General features: G+C 45.1%; 23 protein-coding genes. 16 read left to right on the top strand and 7 right to left on the bottom strand.

What is annotated here, in order from left to right; genetic code table 11:
* Positions 1 to 440 precede the first annotated feature (440 nt).
* Together ACTSEZ_RS10310 and ACTSEZ_RS10305 are read right to left on the bottom strand one after the other, a co-directional pair.
* Complete coding sequence (locus ACTSEZ_RS10310; RefSeq protein WP_051865584.1) at positions 441 to 773, bottom strand: DUF948 domain-containing protein; 333 nt, start codon at positions 771 to 773, stop codon at positions 441 to 443.
* Positions 774 to 829: 56 nt separating this feature from the next.
* Complete coding sequence (locus ACTSEZ_RS10305) at positions 830 to 1,201, bottom strand: HIT family protein (RefSeq protein ID WP_369734471.1); 372 nt, start codon at positions 1,199 to 1,201, stop codon at positions 830 to 832.
* A gap of 200 nt (positions 1,202 to 1,401) precedes the next feature.
* On the opposite strand from ACTSEZ_RS10305, the gene ACTSEZ_RS10300 reads away from it, so the two are divergent.
* The 4 genes from ACTSEZ_RS10300 to ACTSEZ_RS10285 are packed head-to-tail and all read left to right on the top strand — an operon-like array spanning position 1,402 to position 4,681.
* Positions 1,402 to 2,490 (top strand): NAD(P)H-dependent flavin oxidoreductase, encoded by a 1,089-nt coding sequence (locus ACTSEZ_RS10300; RefSeq protein ID WP_369734152.1) that lies wholly within the window; start codon positions 1,402 to 1,404, stop codon positions 2,488 to 2,490.
* Positions 2,477 to 3,745, top strand: a complete 1,269-nt coding sequence (gene kynU, locus ACTSEZ_RS10295; RefSeq protein ID WP_369734151.1) for a kynureninase — start codon at positions 2,477 to 2,479, stop codon at positions 3,743 to 3,745. Before ACTSEZ_RS10300 ends, kynU begins: the two co-directional genes overlap by 14 nt.
* Positions 3,742 to 4,371, top strand: coding sequence for an arylformamidase (gene kynB, locus ACTSEZ_RS10290; protein WP_369734150.1), 630 nt, complete (start codon positions 3,742 to 3,744; stop codon positions 4,369 to 4,371). The genes kynU and kynB overlap by 4 nt, the downstream gene beginning before the upstream one ends.
* A 49-nt stretch (positions 4,372 to 4,420) precedes the next feature.
* Positions 4,421 to 4,681, top strand: a complete 261-nt coding sequence (locus tag ACTSEZ_RS10285) for a protein YuzH (protein WP_342825373.1) — start codon at positions 4,421 to 4,423, stop codon at positions 4,679 to 4,681.
* A gap of 23 nt (positions 4,682 to 4,704) precedes the next feature.
* Here the strand turns inward: ACTSEZ_RS10285 and ACTSEZ_RS10280 are convergent, their stop codons facing one another.
* Positions 4,705 to 5,532 (bottom strand): protein-glutamine gamma-glutamyltransferase, encoded by an 828-nt coding sequence (locus ACTSEZ_RS10280; protein ID WP_369734149.1) that lies wholly within the window; start codon positions 5,530 to 5,532, stop codon positions 4,705 to 4,707.
* A 195-nt stretch (positions 5,533 to 5,727) separates the two neighbouring features.
* Here ACTSEZ_RS10280 and ACTSEZ_RS10275 point away from each other — a divergent pair, with 195 nt between their 5' ends.
* Entirely contained in the window at positions 5,728 to 7,119 is a 1,392-nt protein-coding gene (locus tag ACTSEZ_RS10275; RefSeq protein WP_369734148.1) for an L-cystine transporter, read from the top strand.
* 66 nt (positions 7,120 to 7,185) lie between these two features.
* On the opposite strand, the gene ACTSEZ_RS10270 is transcribed toward ACTSEZ_RS10275, so the two are convergent.
* Positions 7,186 to 7,650 (bottom strand): hypothetical protein, encoded by a 465-nt coding sequence (locus tag ACTSEZ_RS10270; RefSeq protein ID WP_029283938.1) that lies wholly within the window; start codon positions 7,648 to 7,650, stop codon positions 7,186 to 7,188.
* A gap of 13 nt (positions 7,651 to 7,663) precedes the next feature.
* Positions 7,664 to 8,443 (bottom strand): hypothetical protein, encoded by a 780-nt coding sequence (locus tag ACTSEZ_RS10265; RefSeq protein WP_029283936.1) that lies wholly within the window; start codon positions 8,441 to 8,443, stop codon positions 7,664 to 7,666.
* 150 nt (positions 8,444 to 8,593) lie between these two features.
* On the opposite strand from ACTSEZ_RS10265, the gene ACTSEZ_RS10260 reads away from it, so the two are divergent.
* From ACTSEZ_RS10260 to ACTSEZ_RS10230, 7 genes are all read left to right on the top strand, one after another.
* Positions 8,594 to 10,354 carry an ABC transporter ATP-binding protein gene (locus ACTSEZ_RS10260; RefSeq protein ID WP_369734147.1) on the top strand — a complete coding sequence of 587 codons (1,761 nt, stop codon included), beginning with the start codon at positions 8,594 to 8,596 and terminating at the stop codon, positions 10,352 to 10,354.
* Between the two features lie 146 nt (positions 10,355 to 10,500).
* Entirely contained in the window at positions 10,501 to 11,253 is a 753-nt protein-coding gene (locus tag ACTSEZ_RS10255; protein WP_369734146.1) for a DeoR/GlpR family DNA-binding transcription regulator, read from the top strand.
* Positions 11,250 to 12,161 carry a 1-phosphofructokinase gene (gene pfkB, locus ACTSEZ_RS10250; RefSeq protein ID WP_369734145.1) on the top strand — a complete coding sequence of 304 codons (912 nt, stop codon included), beginning with the start codon at positions 11,250 to 11,252 and terminating at the stop codon, positions 12,159 to 12,161. Before ACTSEZ_RS10255 ends, pfkB begins: the two co-directional genes overlap by 4 nt.
* Before the next feature lie 21 nt (positions 12,162 to 12,182).
* The gene (locus ACTSEZ_RS10245; RefSeq protein ID WP_369734144.1) at positions 12,183 to 14,051 is read left to right on the top strand and encodes a PTS fructose transporter subunit IIABC; all 1,869 of its coding nucleotides are present in this window, start codon (positions 12,183 to 12,185) and stop codon (positions 14,049 to 14,051) included.
* Positions 14,052 to 14,151: 100 nt separating this feature from the next.
* Entirely contained in the window at positions 14,152 to 14,454 is a 303-nt protein-coding gene (locus ACTSEZ_RS10240; RefSeq protein WP_369734143.1) for a hypothetical protein, read from the top strand.
* A 274-nt stretch (positions 14,455 to 14,728) separates the two neighbouring features.
* Complete coding sequence (locus ACTSEZ_RS10235) at positions 14,729 to 15,175, top strand: DUF6376 family protein (RefSeq protein WP_369734142.1); 447 nt, start codon at positions 14,729 to 14,731, stop codon at positions 15,173 to 15,175.
* A gap of 36 nt (positions 15,176 to 15,211) precedes the next feature.
* Complete coding sequence (locus tag ACTSEZ_RS10230; RefSeq protein ID WP_369734141.1) at positions 15,212 to 15,826, top strand: protein kinase family protein; 615 nt, start codon at positions 15,212 to 15,214, stop codon at positions 15,824 to 15,826.
* A 224-nt stretch (positions 15,827 to 16,050) separates the two neighbouring features.
* Here the strand turns inward: ACTSEZ_RS10230 and ACTSEZ_RS10225 are convergent, their stop codons facing one another.
* On the bottom strand, positions 16,051 to 16,893 hold the full coding sequence (locus ACTSEZ_RS10225; RefSeq protein WP_369734140.1) for a TetR/AcrR family transcriptional regulator: 843 nt from the start codon (positions 16,891 to 16,893) through the stop codon (positions 16,051 to 16,053).
* 215 nt (positions 16,894 to 17,108) lie between these two features.
* Between ACTSEZ_RS10225 and ACTSEZ_RS10220 the strand changes: the two genes are divergently transcribed.
* The 4 genes from ACTSEZ_RS10220 to ACTSEZ_RS10205 all read left to right on the top strand — a co-directional run bounded on the left by ACTSEZ_RS10220 (position 17,109) and on the right by ACTSEZ_RS10205 (position 22,622).
* Positions 17,109 to 20,318 carry an efflux RND transporter permease subunit gene (locus ACTSEZ_RS10220; protein ID WP_369734139.1) on the top strand — a complete coding sequence of 1,070 codons (3,210 nt, stop codon included), beginning with the start codon at positions 17,109 to 17,111 and terminating at the stop codon, positions 20,316 to 20,318.
* A gap of 167 nt (positions 20,319 to 20,485) precedes the next feature.
* Positions 20,486 to 21,172 carry an MgtC/SapB family protein gene (locus tag ACTSEZ_RS10215; RefSeq protein ID WP_369734470.1) on the top strand — a complete coding sequence of 229 codons (687 nt, stop codon included), beginning with the start codon at positions 20,486 to 20,488 and terminating at the stop codon, positions 21,170 to 21,172.
* A 75-nt stretch (positions 21,173 to 21,247) separates the two neighbouring features.
* Positions 21,248 to 22,234 (top strand): Gfo/Idh/MocA family protein, encoded by a 987-nt coding sequence (locus ACTSEZ_RS10210; protein ID WP_369734138.1) that lies wholly within the window; start codon positions 21,248 to 21,250, stop codon positions 22,232 to 22,234.
* Between the two features lie 22 nt (positions 22,235 to 22,256).
* Positions 22,257 to 22,622 (top strand): winged helix-turn-helix transcriptional regulator, encoded by a 366-nt coding sequence (locus tag ACTSEZ_RS10205; RefSeq protein WP_369734137.1) that lies wholly within the window; start codon positions 22,257 to 22,259, stop codon positions 22,620 to 22,622.
* A 310-nt stretch (positions 22,623 to 22,932) separates the two neighbouring features.
* On the opposite strand, the gene ACTSEZ_RS10200 is transcribed toward ACTSEZ_RS10205, so the two are convergent.
* Positions 22,933 to 23,823: an exonuclease domain-containing protein gene (locus ACTSEZ_RS10200; RefSeq protein WP_369734136.1), complete on the bottom strand. Its 891-nt coding sequence runs from the start codon at positions 23,821 to 23,823 to the stop codon at positions 22,933 to 22,935.
* Between the last annotated feature and the right edge of the window lie 81 nt (positions 23,824 to 23,904).

The raw sequence follows: 23,904 nt of genomic DNA, 5'->3' as shown, positions 1-23,904 counted from the left end.
CGTGATAAGAACCATCAACAGAAAAGATCTCGTGATTGATGGCACTCAACAGCCTGATAAGAACCACCAAAAGAAAAAATCTCAGGCTTGATGGTCCTAATAAGCGTGATAAGAACCATCAACAGGGAAGATCTCGTGCTTGATGTCACTCAACAGCCTGATAAGAACCACCAACAGAAAAAATCTCAGGATTGATGTTCCTAATAAGCGTGATAAGAACCATCAACACGGAAGATCTCGTGATTGATGGCACTAATAATCGTGATAAGCACTATCAACAGAAAAAATCTCGTGCTTGATGGCATTCTAGAGCGCGATAAGACCATCAACATAGAAAGAGACTGAGCTTGATGACACTAAACTGAACAACCGATCCAATAACATCCCCACCTGCATCCCCTCCACACAAAAAAACAGACCACCAAAGTGATCTGCTCCTCTCAGCCCCGAACCCTGTGTGCAGCGCGTTCTTCTTTTTTAGAAGGAATAAACTCTTTAAAGCTCTTTAGAGTTTCCGGTGTTTCTTTCGCGATTTCAATTGTTTCCTGAACGGTTTTCTTTTTGTACTCTACGTCAGACATAATTTTTTCCTGAGTGGCGGAGAGTCTGGTTGTTTCATTTTGAATGCTTTCGGTTTGTTTTTGAAGGCGGTTTGCCGTTTCCTGAAGGTCCTGCAGCACAGGCTGTGATTTTTTGAAGGTGCGGATGGATGAGACACCTAGATAGATAAGGGCAAGGACAACAAGCGCAATGCTTATGTATACAATGATCATCGGTAACACTCCTTTGTCAGCGGTCTTTCTCTTTTTTTACCCAAGTTTGACCGATTTTAATCTTCGTCCGAGAGGGAAGGCCGCAGATTCTCCCTGCTCTTCAGCCAGTACCTGATGCCTTTTCCGGCATATGGTTCGTCTTCGAAGCGGGGGATGATATGAAGGTGGGTGTGAAAAATGTGCTGCCCTCCGGATTCATTTGTATTCCAGCCGATCGTATAGCCATCAGGCTCGTGCTCTTGATCGAGCAGCTCTTTCACTTCCTGAAGCAGACTGTATGTTGCATTCCATTCATCCTGCGTTAAATCAAACATAGTAGGGCGGTGCTTTCTTGGGACGATCAGGCCTGAACCAATAAGGATGTTTTGGGGCATCTGAAGAAAGAGACAATGGTCGTTGGACAGGACAATTTTCTGATCTTCTATCATTTGAGGGTTGCAAAGGGGACACAGCTCATCCAACTTCAAACAGCTCCTATCTTTGAGTGTCTATTTTTTACCATTTTAGCACAACCGGGTAAAAGGATAACGGATTTTGCTCCGGATCATTCCTCCTGAGTCCGGCAGGGAACGGCTGCATGCATGTAGAAGAAGGTAGGCAGTTCACTTCTGGATGAGGAGGAATATGTGTGGGGTGGAATGAAACAGCTGTAAGCCGCAAGCTTTGCATCACCTATCCGGTTATTCAGGCACCGATGGCGGGAGGCATTACTTCACCTGAACTGGCGGCTGCTGTCAGCGGCTTCGGAGCGATGGGATCTGTCGGAGCAGGTTATTTAACTGCGGAACAGCTTAAGGAGCAGGTTGTAAAAATAAAAGGCTTGACGAGGAAACCGTTCAGCGTCAATCTTTTTGTGCCTGAAAAAGAAGTCTATGCCAGTGAGGCAGAGATAAAAAGGATGACGGATCGATTAAAGCAATGGGGGCTTCCCGCGGGGGACCTTTCTTATTCAGATGAAGAAAACCGCCATAATTATGAACAGCAGCTTGAAGTCATTCTTCAGCAGGAGGTGCCTGTTTGTTCATTTACATTCGGGCTGCCTTCAAAAGAAGCTGCAGCAGAACTGAAAAAAGCAGGCAGGACAGTAATTGGCACAGCGACATCCGTTGATGAGGCGCTTATGTTCGAAGAAATTGGAGCAGATCTGATCGTCATGCAGGGCAGTGAAGCAGGAGGACACCGCGGAACCTTCCATCACTCTCCGGATGCAGGGGTCGGAACCATGGCGCTTATTCCGCAGGCAGCTGATGCGCTTCGGGTGCCGGTGATTGCTGCCGGCGGCATAGCGGATGGAAGAGGGATTGCAGCGGCACTTATGCTCGGTGCAGAAGGAGTGCAGTTGGGGAGTGCGTTTATTCCATGTACTGAAAGCGGTGCAGCGGAAGCATATAAAGATAAAATAGTCTCAGGCACAGAAGATCAGACGGTACTGACGAAAGCATTCTCAGGAAAATATGCGCGGGGAATCTCAAATGATTTTATCCGGAAAATGGAGCCGTATGAATCAGATGTCCTCCCTTATCCTCTGCAAAACAATCTGACCAAGCGGCTTAGGAGCGAGGCTGCTGAAGCGGGAAACACTGAAAATATGTCTGTCTGGGCTGGCCAGGGTCTAAGGATGATTCATGAAAAAGTGCCGGCAGACGTTTTTTTAAATCAGGTAATCAGTCAAACAGAAAACCGGATGAAGGAGGCTTCACACTATGGATCCAGATAAAGCGTCAGCACTTGATAAGCAGGATGAACTGGCCTGCTACAGACAGGAATTTTATTTAAAAGAAGGCATTATCTATATGGATGGCAATTCTCTTGGCCTCCCTTCAAAGCGGACTGAAGCTGCTTTGCTCCAAATGCTTGAGGCCTGGAAGGAGCACGGAATAGACGGCTGGACGAAAGGCGATAAACCTTGGTACTACCTGTCTGAAACACTTGGCGGGCAATCGGCTTTTTTAGTGGGGGCAAAGCCGCATGAAGTCATTGTGACAGGTTCTACTACCGTAAACCTTCATCAGCTTGCAGCCAGTTTTTTCAAGCCAGAAGGAAAAAGGACGAAAATCCTTGCGGATGAACTGAATTTTCCTTCTGACATTTACGCTCTTCAAAGTCAGCTGTCTTTAAAAGGATTAGATCCTGATACACACTTAGTCAAGGTGAAAAGCAAAGACGGTCAGACGCTTGATGAAGACGAGATTATTGCCTGCATGACAGAAGATGTGGCGATGGCTGTTCTGCCGACTGTTCTGTACAGAAGCGGCCAGCTGCTTGATATTGAAAGGCTTACGAAGGCCGCTCACGAGCGGGGGATTATCATCGGCTTTGACGGCTGCCATTCAGTGGGGGCCATTCCTCATGAGATGCACAAATGGGGGACTGATTTTGCTTACTGGTGCAACTATAAATATGTCAACGGAGGACCGGGTGCCGCAGCAGGACTGTTTGTCCATGAAAAGCATCTTGGCATAAAGAGACCCGGGCTGAGCGGCTGGTTTGGCTCAAATAAAGAGCAGCAGTTTGATATGGAGCATACTTTTAAGCCCGCAGACTCTGCAGGGGCCTATCAAATTGGAACTCCGCATATTTTCAGTTCAGCGCCATTATCTGCATCTCTAGAGATGTTCAAGGAAGCAACGATGGCTGCCATCCGCAGAAAATCTCTGAGTATGACCAGAGTGATGATGGATTTAATCGAAGAAGAGCTATCAGGTTTTTCATTTGAGATTGTAAACCCGAAGGAAGATGCACGGCGCGGAGGTCATGTTGCTCTCATGCATCCTGAGGCTGCAAGAATCTGCAAAGCGCTGAAACAGGATGGAGTGATTCCTGACTACAGGTCTCCGAATATTATCAGACTGGCCCCTGCACCTTTTTATACTTCTTATGGAGAGATTTGGAAGACAGTGCAGTTTCTAAAAACGATAATGAGGGAAAAACGATATGAGCAGTTTGAAAATATACGGGAGGTGATTGCATGAAAATCATTGATATTTCAAGACCGCTGCAAAACAGCACGCCTGTCTGGCCGGGGGATACTCCGTTTGATTTTGAACTGATGTGGACGAAAGAAGCGAGCGGGTCCGTTAATGTCGGGAAGGTGGAGATGAGCACCCATACGGGAACTCATGTAGATGCCCCCTATCATTTTGACTCGGAAGGGAAGCGGATTCATGAACTTGATCTCTCCATTTACTGCGGCACAGCAAAAGTCATTCACATTCGCGGCCAGGAGGTCATTACTGCTCACATTCTGAAGAAAATGGATCTGGCGGGAATAGAACGTCTGCTGATCCGGACTGATTCCTGGGAGGATTCAAACCGGTTTCCCGAAGAGTTCACTTATTTTCACCCTGATGCTGCAGAGTACCTTGGAAGCCTTGGCATTAAGCTGATCGGAGTGGATGTCCCTTCGGTCGATTTTATGAAAAGCAAAGAATTGCCTGCCCATCACTCGTTTTTTCAGCAGTCCATCTTTATTTTAGAGGGGCTGGATCTGACTTCGGCTGAAGAAGGGACCTATGAGCTGATTGCTCTGCCTCTAAAACTTACAGACGGTGACGGAAGTCCTGTCAGAGCGATTTTAAGAGGCGGTTCAGCCGATTAAAGCTTTCTTTTTCAAAGGAGAACATGTATTCTTATAATAGGTGATGAAAATGAAGATTATTCATTATTCGTACAAAAAAAGGGGAAGAATCGAATTCTGGTTTGATCAATGGCCGAATTCCCCCGTTTTGTTCACCCCCATTAAAGATTACTACTTTATTAGAGTTGTTAAGTGGAATCAGCTCGATCCGCTCGTGACAAGAAATGACCTTGGCGAAATGGAGCTGATGGTAAATAAATATCTTGGGCGTGAACAATACTACTTGCAGCGCAAATATTTTCATAATGATCAGCTGAAGCTGCCTAAATAAGGGCGGCTTTTTTTGCTGGAAAATCAGGCTTTTAAATAAAATACGTCCCCCAGTCTCGTTGCCGTAATGGTTCCATCTGCAAGCGGATAGGCGCCTGTTTCCTCTCTGTCACTCCGTTTATACGGATACAAGTATCTGTAATCAAGCCGCGTTACCTGAGAAAGAAGGTAGGCTGATCTCACAGCACCTTGCTTTCTGTATTTGTTCAGGGAGGTTATGATGCCCTCAGAATCTTTAATGCCGATTCCGTGTCCGTAGTACAGGTCATAGCCAAGATCGATTGTATTTTCACCGCGCCACTGCGGCTTTTCAGGATCAAAATCAGGATTTTTAAAGTACAGGCAATCACCTGGAAGATAATCATTTCCTCTTCTCGTAAAAACCCCAAGATCGTCATCATAGTGCCAGTCATATAGAATCATCCCGTCAAACAGGCGGTTAAAATAGGACTCTTCAATCATTTCCAGCACGGCTCTGTAAAAAACGGCTACCATTGCAGTCGCACATTCAAATGCATATAGGGAACCATTGTTGTAAACGTCCATCAAGGCGACTGAAGGAGGAACGCCGGGCTTAATGACTATGGCTCCCTGGCTCGTCAGGTCCCAAAAAACCGGATTGCATTTGGAATACTCAAACGTCGTGAACTTGACCCCGCTCTGATAGAGGGCGGAGGATGCTTTTACAATTTCGGTCCGCAGATCCATTTCGAATTTGAACTGGCTGAAATGCTCATATGAATAAACCTCTTCATACTTTACCATCAGATCAAGAATCTCTTTCTGCTCGGCGGTTAATACACTCGTATTTAAGATATTTTCATTTTGATAGGCATTTTTAATTTTTATCACGTCAGACACGCTCCTCCTTTTAAAGCTGCTCTCATAAATTATGAGATTGCGGGCGCAAGCGGAACCATTAAGGCATAATTCCTTAAAAGCGGACATAAAGTTTGAGTGTTGGCCGCCGGTAATTCCTACTTGACTGATTGGTTTAATTGATTTATATTTTTCTAATACTACAGGAAAATGTTAGGGGGAAATGCTATGTCAGCATTTTTGTTAATTGTGAATATTGCTGTTCTTCTTGGACTCATATTCTTGCTTTTTTATATGCAAAAGAAACACGTTTCGTTTTCTAAAAGGGTGTTTGCAGCCCTTGGCCTAGGGATTGTGCTGGGCTTTGCCCTTCAGTTTATCTACGGACCGGAAAACGAGGTTCTTCTTGAATCAATCGGCTGGTACAGCATCGTGGGGAGCGGTTATGTCAAGCTGCTTCAAATGATCGTCATGCCTCTTGTATTCATATCAATCCTCAGTGCGTTTACGAAACTGAAGCTTTCGGGGAATATCGGAAAAATCAGCATCCTGGTTTTGGGAATTCTGGTTGGAACAACAGCCATTTCCGCCGCAATCGGCATTGGAACGTCGCTTGGATTTAATTTAGAAGCGGTTCAAATTGAGCAGGGAGAGGCTGAAACAGCCAGAGGAGAAGCTCTTGACGCTACATATACGGAAATTCAGGATCAGACCTTCCCGCAGAAGGTTCTTGAGCTTCTTCCGGGCAATCCGTTCCTTGACTTCACAGGTGCCCGTCCGACTTCAACCATTGCCGTTGTGATCTTTGCAGCTATTCTTGGCCTTGCGTTTCTTGGGGTTAAGCGAAAAGAGCCCCAGCATGCGGAGCTGTTTGCTAAAATAGTGGATGCTTTTTATGCCGTGATTATGCGCGTCGTTACGTTGATTCTGCGTCTGACTCCATATGGCGTGCTTGCTATTATGACAAAAACAGTTGCTTCAAGCGACCTTGATTCCATCTTGAAGCTTGGGAAATTTGTCATCGCTTCATATGTCGCACTTCTCGTTATGTTTATTATTCACTTGCTGCTGCTTACACTTGCAGGATTAAACCCGGTTACGTATGTAAGAAAAGTATTTCCTGTCCTTGCCTTTGCGTTTACTTCACGTACAAGTGCAGGCACGCTGCCGCTTAATATCAGCACACAGACGAAAAAGCTTGGTGTGCCTGAAGGAATTGCAAACTTTGCAGGTTCATTTGGTCTTACAATCGGGCAAAATGGATGTGCGGGCATTTATCCGGCCATGCTGGCGGTTATGATTGCGCCGACAGTCGGGATTGATCCGCTCAGCCCGTCATTTATTTTCACCCTGATTGCCGTTGTTGCCATAAGTTCATTCGGTGTTGCAGGCGTTGGGGGAGGGGCTACATTTGCGGCCATTCTTGTTCTTTCAACCATGAATATGCCGATTGCTTTAGCAGGTCTTTTAATTTCAGTTGAACCTTTAATTGACATGGGTCGTACGGCTCTTAATGTCAGCGGAAGCATGACAGCCGGAGTGCTTACTGGAAAGGCGACAAATGAACTGGATACGGATGTGTATAACGGCGATTCTTCTCAAGTTGAACTTGAAGCCTGATGCAGCAGCCGTTTTAACAAATTAGAACATACAGAAAGGCAGCCGGATTTGTTGCGGCTGCCTGTTTTATTTTATATAGCCAATCCCCAGTGCATAGTGCTCCTTCAATATTTTTTCCACGCGTGAAAACACTTCCTCACGGCATTCAATAACAAGGACGACTTCGGTTTTTTTGGCGCTTCCGCCAATTTTAAGTTTTCTTTTTTTTATGACCGTATAGTAGAACAAATTGATGGCAAACCCTAAAAGCAGACCGCTGCCTGCCCCGATCAGACCCCAGTAAACAGGTCCCCATGCCAGCTTAAACCCTATGCTGACGCCAATGACGGCAAATGCAGTAGCAAGGGCTGCACCTGTATCAAAAAGACTGATGCCATCGGAATGATGGATAGAATCCATCAATTTGACGGAATCGTCATTCGCTTTTAAAGGCACTGCAAGGATTCTTTCTTTATGTATGCCTTCTTGCTCGATTTTGGAAATCGCAAGCTCCAGATATGTACAGTGATCAAACGCAGCAAATACTTGCAATGGAAATCACCCCTCAAACTCTGTCAGGAAAGCTGACCCGGTATTTCTGGTAATTAGTCATCAAAAAATTTCTTTGTTCATCTATAAACAGCTTGTTGTTCTCGACTGTATTGATGTATGAGTCATAAACAGCGAATCCGTATACTGAAGGTACAAACATCAGCCATGATGGGTTCAGAATGTTCGTTGCCTGCTCAATCTCTCCCAAAAACAGAAAATGAACAGCGAGAAGACACTTGGAATAATAAACGAAAACAACCGTCCAGATCAGGGCGAAAAATCCGGTAATAAGGCGGTGAATATACAGCTGACCGGTTCCAGGCATCAGAAAGGACCAGACGACAGCCATTCGGGGATTGCGCTTGTCTAAATAGTTGATTTCCATGGCTCCGATTGTAAAGGTGTTAAAGGGTGCGTTTTCACGTTCGGCAAGCAGATAGACCCGGTTGGAATCGACCGTTGTGCGATAGCTGTCCCAGATGGCAAATATGTAGACGGGAATATATAAGAGGGTCCACCGGTAATCAAGGGCTTCGCGCGCTTTATCAATTTCTCCGCAGAACGAATAAACCATTGCGATGTTCAAATGAGATTGCATATTAATAAAGACTTCCCATACGAAAAGGAGCAGCCCCCTGAAATATTTGGACAGAAGGAGATGGCCGAATCCGGGAAATGCCGCGGACCACCATGCAATAATGTATGGGTTTCTTAAGTGGAATTGAGTTGTCCCAAACATGCTCAAATGAGCTTTATACCGCCTGTGCTGATTGGATCCAGTGAAATTTTCCATCTTTTACGCTGCTTTCTTGGTTAGTTATACTTGAGTACTATCATCTCCTTATTTATGGAATACATGCAGGAAGGCAGAGGGCTTGTATTTATTCTTTTCTGGAGATATCTGTATAATAGATGATGAGTATGCATGATGGGGGAAAAAACAATGAAAGAACAAGGATACGGAGACAGACTGCGGCTTTTTTATGAACTGATACGCGACACAAAACCGTCTAAAGCGAGATTGGCTGCTGCAGGCATTCTAAGCGTCATTTCCACGCTTGCGGGTCTTGTTATTCCGCTTTTCACAAAAAATCTTATTGACGATTTCAGTTTTGAGAGCATTGAAGCCTTCCATATTGTGCTTTTATTATCAGCCTTTGTCGCACAGGCGGTTACGAGCGGAATTTCCATTTATCTTTTGAATTATGTCGGACAGCATGTGGTTGCAAAGCTTAGAGAACGTTTGTGGAAGAAGCATATTCATCTTCCGGTTTCATTTTACGATCAACATAAGACAGGTGAAATGATCAGCCGGATGACAAATGATACAGCCATTTTAAAAGGGCTGATCACAGATCACATCACCAATTTCTTTACAGGCATCATCGCCATAATCGGCTCGTTCGGCATTCTGCTTTACCTAGACTGGCAGATGACGGTGATTATGCTTGCCCTGATTCCTCTTTCAATCTTGATTCTGCTTCCGCTTGGAAGAAAAATGTACAAGGTTTCAAAAGGACTTCAGGACGAAACAGCGCGGTTTACTTCTCTATTAAGTGAAGTGCTGTCCCATGTCCGCCTCGTGAAATCCTCGAACGCTGAAATAAAAGAATATGAATCAGGTAAAGAGGGGGCTTTCCGCCTGTTTTCCTTTGGCCTCTCAGAAGCAAAAATCCATGCTTTGATCGGACCGCTGATTTCTTTTGTCATTATGTCGCTGTTAGTCATTATCCTTGGATACGGAGGATTCAGAGTGCAGTCCGGCGCCATCTCATCTGGAGATCTCGTCGCATTTATTCTCTACTTGTTTCAGATCGTCATCCCGATGACCCAGTTTACGGCGTTTTTTACTCAGCTTCAAAAAGCAATGGGAGCCTCAGAGCGGATGATCGAGATCCTTGGGGAAGAAGAAGAAAGCTTATCTGCAGGAAAAGAAGTAAAGAGCATTGCAAAACCGATCATCTTTCAGGAGGTTGATTTTGCCTATAAGAATGACCCAATTTTGACCAAAGTGGCGATGGAAATTGAACCGGGAAAAACGACTGCCATTGTAGGTCCGAGCGGCAGCGGCAAAACAACGTTATTTTCATTGATGGAACGCTACTACAAGCCAACCGGCGGAGCAATCTTTCTTGGAGAAGATCGAATTGAAGAGTTTTCCCTTCAGTCATGGAGAGAGCAAATCGGGTATGTTCCGCAGGAAAGTCCCATCACATCAGGGACGGTCAAAGAAAACATTTGCTACGGATTAACCCGTGAGCCCAAAGACGATGAGATTGTCCGGGCTGCTGAAATGGCGTATGCCCACCAGTTTATTGAAGAATTTCCAGAGGGGTATCATACACAGGTCGGAGAAAGAGGAGTCAAGCTCTCCGGCGGACAGCGGCAGCGGATCGGAATTGCAAGAGCGCTGCTGCGCGATCCGAAGCTGCTGCTCCTTGACGAAGCAACATCAAGCCTTGACAGCCACTCAGAAATTGTCGTCCAAAAAGCACTCGGCAATTTGATGAAGGGCAGAACAACGCTCGTAATTGCCCACAGACTGTCAACAGTCATCGATGCTGATAAAATCATCTTTTTGGACAAAGGAAAAGTGACCGGTTCGGGAACACATGAACAATTGCTCGAATCGCATACGATGTACAGAGAGTTTGCTGTGCAGCAGCTGAAGCTTCAAAATATAGGATTAAACGGAACTGTCTGAGAGATCGGACAGTTTTTTTTGATTGATTTTGACTGTGTTTATGAATGGTATGAACATTTTTGATTGTTTTTGGATGTTTTTGATTGATTTTTGAAAGGGCTTACGTTACTATTAGGTCATAAAGTTGAAACAGACGGAGGGGCGCTATGATTACACAAGAACGGCACCGCTTGATCCTGTCGGTTTTGCAGGAAAAGCAAGTAGCGACTATACAGGAGCTGGTAGATGCAACGGATTCATCAGAATCAACCATCAGACGAGATTTAAGCCAGCTTCAGAAAGAAAAAAAGCTTAAGCGTGTTCATGGGGGAGCATCTCTTCTCCATCAAAAAGGCGAAGAGCTCAGTGTAAGCGAAAAGGCCCTGAGACATTCGGAAGAAAAAGAGCGGATTGCCAAAGCAGCCGCGGCGATTGTGAAGAACGGCGACAGTATTTATATAGACGCGGGAACGACGACGATGCAGATGATTCCCTACCTGAAGGGTAAAGAGATAACGGTTGTGACAAATGGCGTTACCCATCTCGAACCGCTGCTTGAACAGGGCATTCCGACTTTCTTAACAGGAGGAATGGTTAAGCCTAAGACAAGGGCATTGATTGGCAGTGAAGCTCAGAAAGGGTTAAGTTCGTACCGTTTTGATAAATGTTTCATGGGCGTGAACGGCATTCACGCCGAAGCAGGGTTTACGACTCCAGACCCGGAAGAAGCGGCAATGAAGAGGCTTGCTGTTTCTCTGTCTCAGGAGGCATATGTACTGGCAGATGAGTCGAAGTTCAATGAATGGTCTTTTGCAAAAATTGCAGACCTCAGTGAGGCTGTCATTCTCACTAATGAACTTGAAGAAGATGCCGCTTATGAATATATGGAAAAAACAGTGATAAAGGTTGTGGCACCATGATTTATACATGTACGCTGAATCCCTCCATCGATTACGTGATTGGGGTCGATGATTTTAAGGAAGGTCAAATTAACCGCACGAAAAACGAGAATATGTTTCCGGGCGGAAAAGGCATCAACGTGTCAAGGATGCTAAAGCGCCAGGGTGCAGACAGCACGGCCATCGGATTTACCGCAGGATTTACCGGCGACTTTATCGAGAATTTCCTGGCTCAAGAAAAAATCACAAGTGATTTTATCCGTGCAGATGGATATTCAAGAATAAACATTAAACTCAAATCCAGCGCTGAAACGGAAATAAACGGGCAGGGTCCGGAAATCGCGGAAACCCAAAAGCTGCAGCTGCTGAAGAAAATATCTGCCTTGCAGGAGGGCGACATTCTTGTCCTTGCAGGCAGCATACCAAAAAGTCTCGGAGAAGATTTTTACGGAGAGGCAGCCCGAATTGCCCGGGATGCCGGTGTGAAAACGGTGATCGATGCCTTCGGCAATGCACTAAAGAATACGTTCAGCATGAAACCGTTTCTGATAAAGCCGAATCATCATGAGCTTGGAGAATTGTTCGGCACAGACATACACAGTGCTGAAGAGGCTGTAAAATACGGACGAAAGCTTCTTGATGAGGGTGTTCAGAATGTCATTGTTTCCATGGCGGGAGACGGTGCTGTATTTGTCAATCAGGAATCGGCGTTCATTGCAAATGTTCCAGCTGGAGAGATCAGGAATTCAGTAGGAGCCGGCGACTCAGTTGTAGCTGGATTTCTTGCAGGATATACGATGAACGGCGATGTGAAAAAAGCATTCAGGCAGGGAGTTGCAGCCGGCAGTGCTACTGCCTTTTCTGAGGATCTGGCAAAAGAGAAACTAGTCCGGCAATTAATTGAAAAGATAACAGTCAGAGAGATATAAAGAGGGAAAGGGGAAGAAACAATGAAAATTACAGATTTATTGACACGGGATACAATCATTCTGGATTTGCGCGCCGGCACAAAACCGGCAGTGATAGATGAATTAATTGAGATTCTTCACAACTCTGGAAAACTTAAAGATAAAGAAGGGTATAAAAAAGCAATTCTGGCCAGAGAGGAACAAAGTACAACAGGAATCGGCGAAGGAATTGCCATTCCTCACGCCAAGACGAATGCAGTGGCAGAACCGGCTATCGCCTTTGGCCGTTCCAGACAGGGAGCAGACTATGAATCTCTCGACGGTCAGCCTGCCCATTTGTTCTTTATGATTGCTGCTTCTGAGGGCGCAAATAACGAGCATTTGCAAACGCTTTCCAGACTGTCCGGCTTTTTGATGGATCCTGCTTTTAAGAAGAAGCTTGAGGATGCCGAAACAGAAGATGAAATCTTGAACGCAATCAATGAAAAAGAAAAGGAAATGGAAGAGGAAGAAGCTTCAGAACCGGCTGCTTCAGGAAAAATGATTCTTGCCGTAACTGCCTGTCCGACAGGAATTGCCCACACATACATGGCAGCTGATGCCCTCAAGGCGAAAGCAAAAGAAATGAATGTCCCCATCAAAGTGGAAACAAACGGATCAGGCGGCATTAAAAATGCGCTGACAGAGGAAGACATTGCAGAAGCTGCAGCCATTATTGTCGCTGCCGACAAGCAGGTGGAGATGGACCGGTTTGCAGGCAAGCATGTGATACAGGTTCCTGTCGCACAGGGTATCCGCAAGCCGCAGGAGCTCATTCAAAAAGCTCTTGACCAGGATGCTCCAATCTATAAAGCAAGCGGAGAACCAAAAAAATCTGCAGAAGGCAAGTCCGGAAGATCCGGTTTTTACAAGCATCTAATGAGCGGTGTGTCCAACATGCTCCCGTTTGTAGTTGGAGGCGGGATCTTGATTGCCCTGTCATTCGTCTTTGGAATCAACGCTGCCAATCCGGATGATCCTTCTTATCATCCAATTGCAGAAGCGCTCAGCACGATTGGCGGAGGCAACGCCTTTTATCTCATGATTCCTGTTCTTGCAGGATTCATCGCGATGAGTATTGCCGACAGGCCGGGATTTGCACCGGGTATGGTCGGCGGGCTGATGGCGGCAACTGGCGGAGCCGGGTTCCTTGGAGGCCTAATTGCCGGATTTCTTGCAGGTTATCTTGTTGTCGGACTTAAAAAAGCGTTCAGCGGTCTGCCGGGTTCACTTGAAGGAATTAAACCGGTGCTGCTGTATCCGCTGTTTGGCATCCTTTTGACCGGACTGATTATGATGTTTGTTGTCGTTGAACCGGTCAAGGCCATTAATGACGGGCTGACTGTCTGGCTGAAAGGCATGGGAACTGGCAATCTTGTTTTGCTTGGGTTAATTCTTGGAGGAATGATGGCAGTTGATATGGGAGGGCCAATCAACAAAGCGGCCTTCACCTTTGGAATCGCCATGATCGATGCCGGCAACTTTGCCCCTCATGCCGCTATTATGGCAGGGGGAATGGTTCCTCCGCTTGGGCTTGCCCTTTCTACGACATTCTTTAAAAAGAAATTTACAAAAGCTGAAAGAGAAGCAGGGAAAACAAATTATGTAATGGGAGCAACCTTTATTACAGAAGGAGCCATCCCGTTTGCAGCCTCAGATCCTGCCAGAGTCATTCCGGCAGCTGTCATTGGTTCAGCTGCTGCAGGAGCACTGACAATGATCTTTGGCATCGGACTTCGTGCCCCGCACGGAGGAGCATTTGTCATTCCGATTGTTGACGGAAATCCATTGCTTTACATCGCGGCTATTTTAACAGGAGCCGTCATCACGGCGGTTATGGTGGGGATCCTCAAGAAAGACGCAAAAGAATAATCCTGAAACGGGCGCTGAACGAATGGGCGCCCGTTTTTTTACACGCAGGCCCTTTTTCTGGTACAATGCATTCACCAACAATTCATGGAGGAATGCGATTATGTCTGACATCATCTATTACGATTTCTGGTATTTAAAATCAGAAGAAATCAATCTTGACGGCTCTGATACTGGGGCCATTGCCTATGAAGTGGGCATTAATGTATTTGCAGATGAAGACTTTACTCATCTTCTGGATGATGTCCGGATCTCCGGTCTCGGTAAAGAAGAAATGCTTGCTTTTGATCTTCAGAATGCCGAAAAACTGTGTTCAAAACTTGAGGAAGAAGGACTTCACAGCGTAGCAAGTGATATCAGATCTTCAGGATTTTATTTTGTCATGGGCGAAAAAGCAACGGTGTGATTCAGAGAGGCCGGAATTGACTGATTCTGGTCATTCACGGTATAATAAAAACAACATCATATCTATTCCTTAAAGGGGAGTAGCTTTAACAGCAAAGTCGTCATTACGGGACCGTTTCCCCGGCTTTGCTGGCAGCATCCGCTGTTAGCGAGACCTTTGCCGATTTATTGGTGAAGTCTCTTTAAAAAAGACGCTCGGCCAATTTATCGGCCGCAGCGTCTTTTTTGCATTTACAGATGGAATAGCAGATGTTTAAAAGAAGGGAGCGGTTTAAATGAAGTGGATGATGAAACTTATGGCTCTGTTAACCGTCGTATTGCTAAGCGGATGTTCTTTTCTCCAGGAGGTCAATTCGACGCTTGAGTACGCCAATGATGCAAAAGATTACATGAACGAGGCAGCAGCATTTGCTGAAGAGGCACCTGCGCTTGCTGAAAAAGCCGCCGGAAGCGCTCAGACAAGAGAGGATTTGAAGCAAAGCCTGCTTGATATGAAAGAAGAAATTCAAACCTTTAAAGAGATTGAGGCACCTGGTGCAGCTCAGGATGCCCATAGTCAGCTCATAACGTACAGTGAATCGCTCGAAAGCGGCATTGATTCGGCTCTGCAGCAGCTGGAGAACGGAGAGTACACCCTAAAGATGCTGGAAGACTCAGAGATGATGAAAAATATAAATCAAATGAAGCAGATTCTGGATCAGATCGAGCAGCTTGGCTCGTAATAGTAAAAGAGGTTTAAAACGAATGGAGGTTTTCCTATGACAGTCTGGAGCAAGCTCGCTGACAGCGTGAAAATAGGCGGCAGAGGAACGAAGGCAAGGCTTTTGGGCCACGATCCGTCCCTGACGTTCATTGGAGCAGGCAGGAGTGCATTCGTCTTTAAGCTCAGCGGCGAAGAAAAAGCGTTAAAAGTGTTCTTTCCTGATTTTACACATGTCGCTAAAGAGGAAGCTGACATTTACAGGACCCTTAAGGGGATTAAGTATTATCCTTCTTTGTATGAAGCAGGTGAAAACTTTCTGGTCATCGATTACATTGAAGGCAGCACCCTGTTTGAATGTGTCAGCAGCGGAATTTCCATTACAGACGAACACATTGCGGAAGTGGACAGTGCCCTTTTGTCTGCAAAAATGAGAGGATTAAATCCGTCCGATATTCACCTCCGCAACATTTTCATTACGTCAGACGGCAGCATCATGATGATTGATGTTGCCAGGTTTCGCCAAAAGAAAGACTGTACACAGTGGAATGACCTGAAAACCGCTTTTCACAAATATTACAGAAAAGCATATTTCCCTAAAAAAATTCCTGCAGCTTTAATGAACGTCATTGCTGCACTCTATAAAAAGAAGCTGATCCCATTAGCTCCATAAAAAAGAGAGGTCTCAGGAAATAGAAGAGGCCTCTCTTGTTTTTTTGTTGTTTAGGAAATTATAAAAGTAAAAGGCTGTGGATAACATAACAAAGTTATCCTCGGCAAGCGGAAGCGCCTAAATCCTCTGTCAGAACAAATCCGTCAAAAAAGACGGGACCCGGACTTTTCCGCCGGATTCTTATCTGCCTATCGGAGCGGGCCTTGGCGCTTGCGCTTTTGTTCCTATTTTATTTGGAAATAATAAGCAATGCTGTCTTTTAAATCTGATAAAGCAGAATCCTGGCTGAAGTTTGCAAGCATCCCCTGAATAACGGCTGTTCTCGGTTCTGCTTCCTGTATTTCCGACTCAAGTACTTCCAGGGTCACAAGCAAATCTCCTGAAACTTTTTGTTTATAATGGGAAATAGCATGGAGCAGATCCTCTTTGCTGATACCTGAGCATGGGGAAAAAAGAGTCAGTTCATCTCCCGAAAGAATAGGCTTTTCGTCTGAACGGATCAGCCCTGATACCATATCATCGATCCGGTTTACAAGAAAAACAGAGAGTGCTTCAAAATCAAGCTCGGCTTTGTCAAAAATGATGTACTTTAAATAGGAATGAATCATCCCCTGCAGGATCGCCGTCATATCCCAGATGAATGGATTTATGGAGTCTCCGTAAATAGAAGCCAGCCCATTCTTAACAAGGAGACTTGCTTCAGCATTCATTTTCTGAATAAATGCTGCGACAGATGGATTGTTCGGCACGGCATTTTCGCGCATCTGCATGATGATGAAATCTTTATGTTTATTAATTTCACTGAACTGGCAGGATAATTGCTTAATCAAGAGTGCGCGGGGTTCAAGCTCCTCTTTTCGGACAGACTGCATTTTTGAATGGATGAGCTCAAAATGATACTTGAACGTTTCAAGCAAAAGAGCGTCCTTGGATTTAAAGTAAAGGTAAAAAGCCCCTTTTGAAATGCCGCATTCATTGACGATATCCTGAATGGAAGTTGAGCTTACGCCTTTTTTTGCAAAAAGGCTCATCGCCGCTTCAATGATCCGCTTTTCTTTTTCTTTCATTCGCTGATTCTCCTTACACGTGCATTGGCCATCTTCTGTTCTCACCATAATGTTCCTGAAGTACAGCTGATTTATGACTGAATGTTCACATTTACATAAAATTCATACTGGAACATGCTTATTATAATTGACTGCAAACGACTGGTCATTTATATTATTAATTATTATGACCAGTCAGTCAATAAACTTTAAAAAAATCATCTCCGGAGGATCACATGAATTCCATCATTAATTTTGTCCTGAAGAACAAATTTGCTGTATGGCTGCTGACAATTATTGTGACAGTGGCAGGACTTTACTCAGGCATAAACATGAAGCTTGAGACAATCCCGAATATTACAACTCCCATTGTAACCGTGACAACTGTTTATCCTGGAGCTACTCCTGAAGAAGTTGCTGAAAAAGTAACGGAACCGATTGAACAGGCAGTCCAGAATCTTGGCGGAGTAAATGTAGTGAGCTCTACATCCTTCCAGAACGCCTCTTCCATTCAAATTGAATATGAGTTTGAAAAAGATATGGATAAAGCGGAAGAAGAAGTGAAAAGCACTGTAGCAGACTTGTCTTTTCCTGAAGGAGTCAATGATTCGGATATTTCAAGACTCAGCATTAACGCATTTCCTATTTTGGCTTTAAGCATTTCAGAGGATGGGGAGTCACTCAGCGAGTTAACCACACTCGTGGAGGATGACATCGTCCCTTCTTTGAAGGGTCTTGACGGTGTATCTTCTGTTCAGGTATCCGGCCAGCAGGTAGAAGAAGTGCAGTTCACCTTTAAAGAAGATAAACTTGCAGAATACAACATGGATCAGGAAACGGTCCAGAATATCATTAAAGGCGCAGATGTAAACTTCCCGCTTGGGCTTTATACATTCGGCGAGAAAGAGCAGTCTGTTGTTGTTGATGGAAATATCGTCACAATAGATGATCTTAAAAACCTTGAGATTCCTGTCACGCCTAAAGGAGCAGATGCCGGCATGCAGCAGGCGGCACCTGGTGCAGGACAGAACCCTGGTGCAGGACAAAACCCTGGCGCACAGGCACCTGCTGGAGCTCCTCCTGCAGGACAGACTCAGACAGCACCTGGAGCACAGGCTCCTCAGGCTGCCGAGCTGCCGACTGTAAAACTTTCTGAGATTGCAGACATTCAATCAGTCGGGAAAGCCGAATCGATTTCCCGCACAAACGGCAAAGAAGCAATCGGTATTCAGGTTGTAAAATCTGCTGATGCCAACACAGTTGATGTAGCAAATGCTGTTAAAAAAGAGCTTAAAACCTACGAAAAAGAATATAAAAACCTTGATGTGCAGACGACTCTTGACCAGGCGGAGCCGATTGAAGAATCCGTAAGCACGATGCTGAGCAAAGCGGCTTTTGGAGCATTGTTTGCCATAATCATTATCCTTTTGTTCCTGAGGGATATTAAATCAACGTTAATCTCGGTTGTGTCCATTCCTCTTTCTTTATTGATTGCAATTCTCTTATTGAAACAAATGGACATCACATTAAACATTATGACACTTGGAGCGATGACCGTTGCCATAGGGCGTGTCGTCGATGACTCGATCGTCGTTATTGAGAATATTTACCGCAGAATGTCTCTGCAGGGTGAAAAACTGAAAGGCATGGCGCTTGTAAGAGAAGCAACCAAAGAAATGTTTGTTCCGATTATGTCTTCAACAATCGTAACAATCGCGGTGTTCTTACCGCTTGCACTTGTTAATGGAGTGATCGGAGAACTGTTCCTTCCATTTGCCTTGACGATTGTCTTTGCACTTCTGGCGTCTCTTGTTGTAGCTGTTACAATCGTGCCAATGCTTGCACACAGTTTCTTTAAGAAAGGACTGTACGGAGAGACCGCTAAAAAACACGATGAACATAAGCCGGGGAAAATGACGGCTGCCTACAGAAGTATTTTGAACTGGACATTGAACCATAAATGGATCACATCTATTCTTGCCGTCCTGCTGCTTGTCGGAAGTTTGTTCCTTGTGCCTGTCATCGGTGTCAGCTTCCTGCCTTCTGAAGAACAGAAGCTTGTTTATGCGACGTATAAACCTGCACCTGGCGAAACAGAAGAACAGGTTGAAGAAGTGGTAACAAACGCAGAAAGCATGCTGCTTGACCGCAAAAACGTTTCGCTTGTCCAATACTCGCTTGGAAGCGAAAACCCGATGAATCCGGGTGACACGAACAGTGCGATATTCTTCATTGAATATGAGGACGACACAGAAAACTTTGAAAAAGAAAAAGAGAAGGTCATTGAAGACCTTCAGGCAGACGCAGAACAGGGCGAGTGGGCTGCACAGGACTTCACGCAAAGCGCCGGAAGCAATGAAGTTCAGTTCTTCGTGTATGGCAACGAACTGAAAGACATTGAACCGATTGTCGGAGAAATTGAAAAGATCATGAAGGACAACGGCAGCTTTAAAAATGTAAGCTCAAGCCTCGCTGAAACGTACGATGAGTTCACTCTTGTCGCAAACCAGGAGGAATTGAGCAAGCTTGGCCTGACTGCCGGACAAATCGGCATGGAACTGATGCCGCAGCGTGACCGGCCGGTTCTGACCCAGGTTGAAAAAGACGGGGAAGACATCAACGTCTATTTGCAGACAGAAAAAGAAACGTTTGAAAATGCAGAGGACCTGACCGAAAAAACGATTAAGTCTCCACTGGGTCAGGAAGTGAAAATCGGAGATGTTGTCTCAGTTGAAGAGGGGAAGACCTCTGATACAGTGACACGCCGCGACGGACGCATTTATGTTCAGGTTTCCGGAGAACTGACAACAGATGATGTGGCAAAAGCATCCGGTGAGGTTCAGAAGGAAGTGGATAAACTCTCATTGCCTTCAGGCGTTGATATCGACACAGGAGGGGTAACGGAAGATATTCAGGAATCCTTTACTCAGCTTGGACTTGCGATGCTTGCAGCTGTTGCCATTGTTTATCTCGTGCTTGTCATTACGTTTGGAGGAGGACTTGCACCGTTCGCGATCCTGTTCTCTCTTCCGTTTACAGTAATTGGAGCTCTTGTTGGACTTTGGATTGCGGGAGAAACGATCAGCATCAACTCCATGATTGGAGCACTTATGCTGATTGGAATTGTTGTCACGAACGCAATCGTTCTGATTGACCGCGTCATTCACAAAGAACGCGAGGGACTTTCAACGAGAGAAGCTCTGCTTGAAGCAGGAACAACACGTCTGCGCCCGATTCTGATGACCGCCATCGCTACAATCGGAGCGCTCATCCCTCTTGCCATCGGCATTGAAGGCGGAAGCGGCATTATCTCCAAAGGACTTGGAGTAACGGTCATCGGCGGACTGACAAGTTCAACGCTTCTTACTCTCATCATCGTGCCGATCGTTTATGAAATCATGGGCAAATTTAAACGCAAAAAAACAGCATTCGCTGAAGAAGAATAAGCGGTACGCAAGGCACCCTGCGATGCAGGGTGTCTTTTTGCCATGCATCAGGAGAATGCAGGGTCTTACTTGCATCACATATATTCACATGCCTGCGAATGGTATAATGTTTCAAACATTAAAAGAGTACACTATAAAAAGAGAAAGGGGGAACAGAGTTGGAGGATATCATCGTTCATCAGCATACGATTCTTAAGTTGTTTTTATCTTTGCTTGTCGGAATTATCATCGGGCTTGAGCGCGAGATTAAGAAAAAGCCTCTCGGACTCAAGACCACCATTATTATCGCAGTGAGCTCGTGTCTATTGACCGTTATTTCAATAGAGGCAGCCTATACTTTTTCAAATGATTACAACCGGCCGATGGACCCGCTGAGACTTGCTGCTCAAATTGTATCAGGAGTAGGTTTTCTTGGTGCAGGTGCCATCCTCCGGAGAAGCAATGATGTCATCAGCGGCCTGACGACTGCAGCGATGATCTGGGGAGCTGCAGGACTTGGCATTGCCATTGGTGCCGGCTTTTATCAGGAGGCTTTGATTGCCCTTGTTTTCATGATCGGATCAATTGAAATCATTGCGCCGCTTGTAAAAAAAATCGGACCCCGCACGCTCCGTCTTAAAGAACTGAAAGTAAAATTGACGGTTCCGGTTAACGTGAGTATATCTGACGTGCTGAAAATTCTCCGTGATTATGATATGAAAATCAAATATGTCAAAATCAAGGATGTTGTTGACCGGGAAATGAGAACCGTTGACTTAATCCTGCTGATAAAAAATGACCGCTATACGTCTGATGTGTACGAAGATATAAAAAACGTTCAGGGCATTGAATCTGTAGAGGTGGAACTAATTTAAGCAAGCGTCACTTGAGACGTTTGCCCCTGCATATGGTAAGGTATTACAGAAATTGATTTTTGGGAGGAACTAACGTTGATACGCTTTGGAATTATTGGAACCAACTGGATTACAGACCGCCTGCTTCAGGCCGCTATGCAGGTTGAAGATTTTTCGCTTACAGCCGTCTACTCAAGATCAAGCGAGAAAGCGGAAGAATTTGCTGCTAAATATAACGTGAAAAAAACATTCACAGATTTAGAATGCATGGCAAAAAGCGATGAAATCGATGCCGTTTACATAGCAAGTCCGAATTCGCTGCATGCAGAACAGGCGATCTTGTTTATGAACCATAAAAAACACGTTCTCTGTGAAAAGCCGCTCGCTTCCAACACAGCAGAAGTGACAAAAATGATTGAGGCCGCGAAAGAAAACCGCGTCCTGCTCATGGAAGCAATGAAATCCACTTTCCTGCCAAACTTTAAAGCTATCCAGGAAAACCTTCATAAAATTGGAACAGTAAGAAGATATACGGCAAGCTACTGCCAGTATTCTTCAAGATATGACGCATACCGCTCGGGAACGGTTCTGAATGCATTTAAACCCGAATTTTCAAATGGCTCTCTTATGGACATAGGTGTTTATGCACTGTATCCTTCTCTTGTCCTGTTTGGAGAGCCGGAGACAATTAAAGCAAGCGGGCTGATGCTTGATTCAGGCGTTGACGGAGAAGGAAGCATTCTTCTTCAATACAAGGACATGGATGCTGTTATGATGTACTCGAAAATTTCTGATTCCGCCCTGCCTTCCGAAATACATGGAGAGGACGGGACGATCGTCATCGACAGAATCAGTACAATCGGGAAAGTGGAAATACATTACCGCGACGGCAGAATCGAAGATATTACGCGACCGCAAAAAGAAGAAACGATGTACTATGAAATGAAGGAATTCATTGATCTGATTCAAAATGACCTTTATGAATCGTCTATTAACACCTATAACCGTTCCATTGCGGTGATGAACGTGATGGATGAAGCCAGAAAACAGATTGGCGTCGTTTATCCGGCAGATAAAAAATAAGTGAATGCGGAGGCAGGATCAGGTGAAAGCAAAGCGGTACAACATTCCCGTAGAAGCTGCTCTTGAAGTGATTGGCGGCAAATGGAAATGCGTGATTCTCTGCCATTTAATGCGGGGAAAAAAGCGGACAGGCGAATTGAAAAAACTGATGCCCGGCATTACCCAGAAAATGCTAACCCAGCAGCTCAGGGAGCTTGAAGAGGACGGAATCGTCAAGCGGATCATCTACAATCAGGTTCCGCCAAAAGTCGAATATGAGCTGACGGAATACGGCTGGTCCGTAACCGGCGTTCTTGAATCGCTGTCTGCATGGGGACTCCAGCATATTGAAAAGGTGTACGGCGACAAGTCGGCTGTACTTGAAGAGAGCATTCTGAATGATAAGTAAAAAGAGTGGGAAATATAAAAAGGGTGAATTTGATTCGTTCAAATTCACCCTTTTTCTATTTTCTCTTCTGTTGTCGGGTTTTTATATCTGTTTTTTACGGTATAATCAGCTGCCGTTGGTCAGATAGCATAAGATTCACGCTCTTTCGTACGGTATAATCCCAGCCGGTGTTCGAATAGCGTACGATTCATCCGTTTTCGTACGGTATCATCATCGGCGGCATCAATTTAGGGTAAGAATACGCTCTTATGTTTTGTCCGGCTTTTTTTCACGATTCTGTCAGGTGTCAGCGTCGGGATGTGCTGTCCGATTACCGTGCAGTCTGCTTTTTCTTAACCGGTTCAATTGTCACTGATACGGTGCAGTGATGCTCTCCTTTTTCATTCACCGAGAGCTCTGATACTTCTGCCTTCATCCCCAAACCTTCACGAAGAGAGGCTTCTATTTGTCTGCTTTTTGCTGCGCCGATAAAGCCGATATAGCGGCCTGTTTCTGTGTAGACAAGATACCGGTCTTTCCCTTCCTCTTTAGTCAGAGACAGGATGTCTTTTGCGGAAAGAGAAGGAATGTAAGTCTGGGGGCTCGTTCCGTCTGCCTGTTTTTGTTTAACGCCTGAGAGAGGGCACATAACCGTCTTTTTCACAGGCGATGCAGAGGAAAGGGCAACCTTCAAATAGGATTTCCCCTCATAATTGGAACTCGTGAGCAGCTGTTTCAGCTGTCTGACATCATCAAGAGCGCGGTGAGTCTGCGAAGATGCAAGCTTATGGCTGTGCAGCAGGCTGATAAGCTTCGCGCTGTAATATCCGTATGTTTTCCAAGGGATGTTCCGAGCGGAACAGTACCACTTTTTTGAAAAAAGCTCAGGGTACATTTTGACCGTAAAGCTTTTGTCAAACGAAGCATTGTGGGCAATGATAAAATCTGCTTTTTTTATGGCCGCTTTTACTTTGTCATCATCAAATGACTTGCCTTTCACGTCTTCAAACGGAATGGCATGAATGCGGAAAGCAAATGGGTAGTTTTTTCTGGCAGAGGCAGAGAGCGGTTCTCTTAGATAAGTGCCTTCTTCCAGTGTATCTAAGTAAAGGTCCCGCTCATCATCATAAGTAAAAAGGATATAGCCAATCTCAATTATTTCATCATTAACAGGGGACAGGCCAGTCGTTTCAGTATCAAGGATCATTCCAGTAAGAATCATTCGGTTCTCCTCCTTTCCTATTAATCTATCACTTTTCGGGAGAAGGGAACAGCGTGAAGAATCTGCTTTGGCAGGTGGAGG

The sequence above is a fragment of the Metabacillus mesotrionivorans genome, from assembly GCF_052171315.1.
Classification (GTDB): domain Bacteria; phylum Bacillota; class Bacilli; order Bacillales; family Bacillaceae; genus Bacillus_P.
Note: the sequence above shows the minus strand (reverse complement) of the source record. Positions and strands in the feature narration are given on the sequence as shown.